This is a genomic window from Tessaracoccus caeni, assembly GCF_029211185.1.
Classification (GTDB): Bacteria; Actinomycetota; Actinomycetes; order Propionibacteriales; family Propionibacteriaceae; genus Arachnia; species Arachnia caeni.
Map to the genome: position 1 here is coordinate 1 of NZ_JARGDO010000073.1, position 297 is coordinate 297.

The 297-nt window shown below is 67.3% G+C and carries 1 protein-coding gene; it reads left to right on the forward strand.

Going from position 1 to position 297, the window contains the following annotated elements; translation table 11 throughout:
* A partial coding sequence (locus P0D62_RS19055; protein ID WP_406708286.1) for a phage integrase N-terminal SAM-like domain-containing protein occupies positions 1-297 on the forward strand: 297 nt, incomplete at both ends.

Genomic DNA, 297 nt, shown 5'->3' on the forward strand with positions numbered 1-297 from the left:
TGGCGTTGCTGCGTCCGGCGGAGCAGGTCTTCGATGACATGCTCACGGGCTGGTCGGCGCAGCAGGTCTCACGGATGCTGAACCCCAAGACGATCGGGGCGCGCTTGTCGCAGGTGCGCCGGTTCGCCGTGTTCTGCGGGAGCTTGCCGTGGGAGTGGTCGCCCGCCGATGTCGAGGAGTGGACGACCGAGCTGGTCTCCGGCGACAAGCCGTGCTCGCACGGCACGATCCGCTCGTATCAGAACGCGGTCGCGTTGTTCTGCGACTACCTGACCGACCGCCGCTACGGCTGGATCG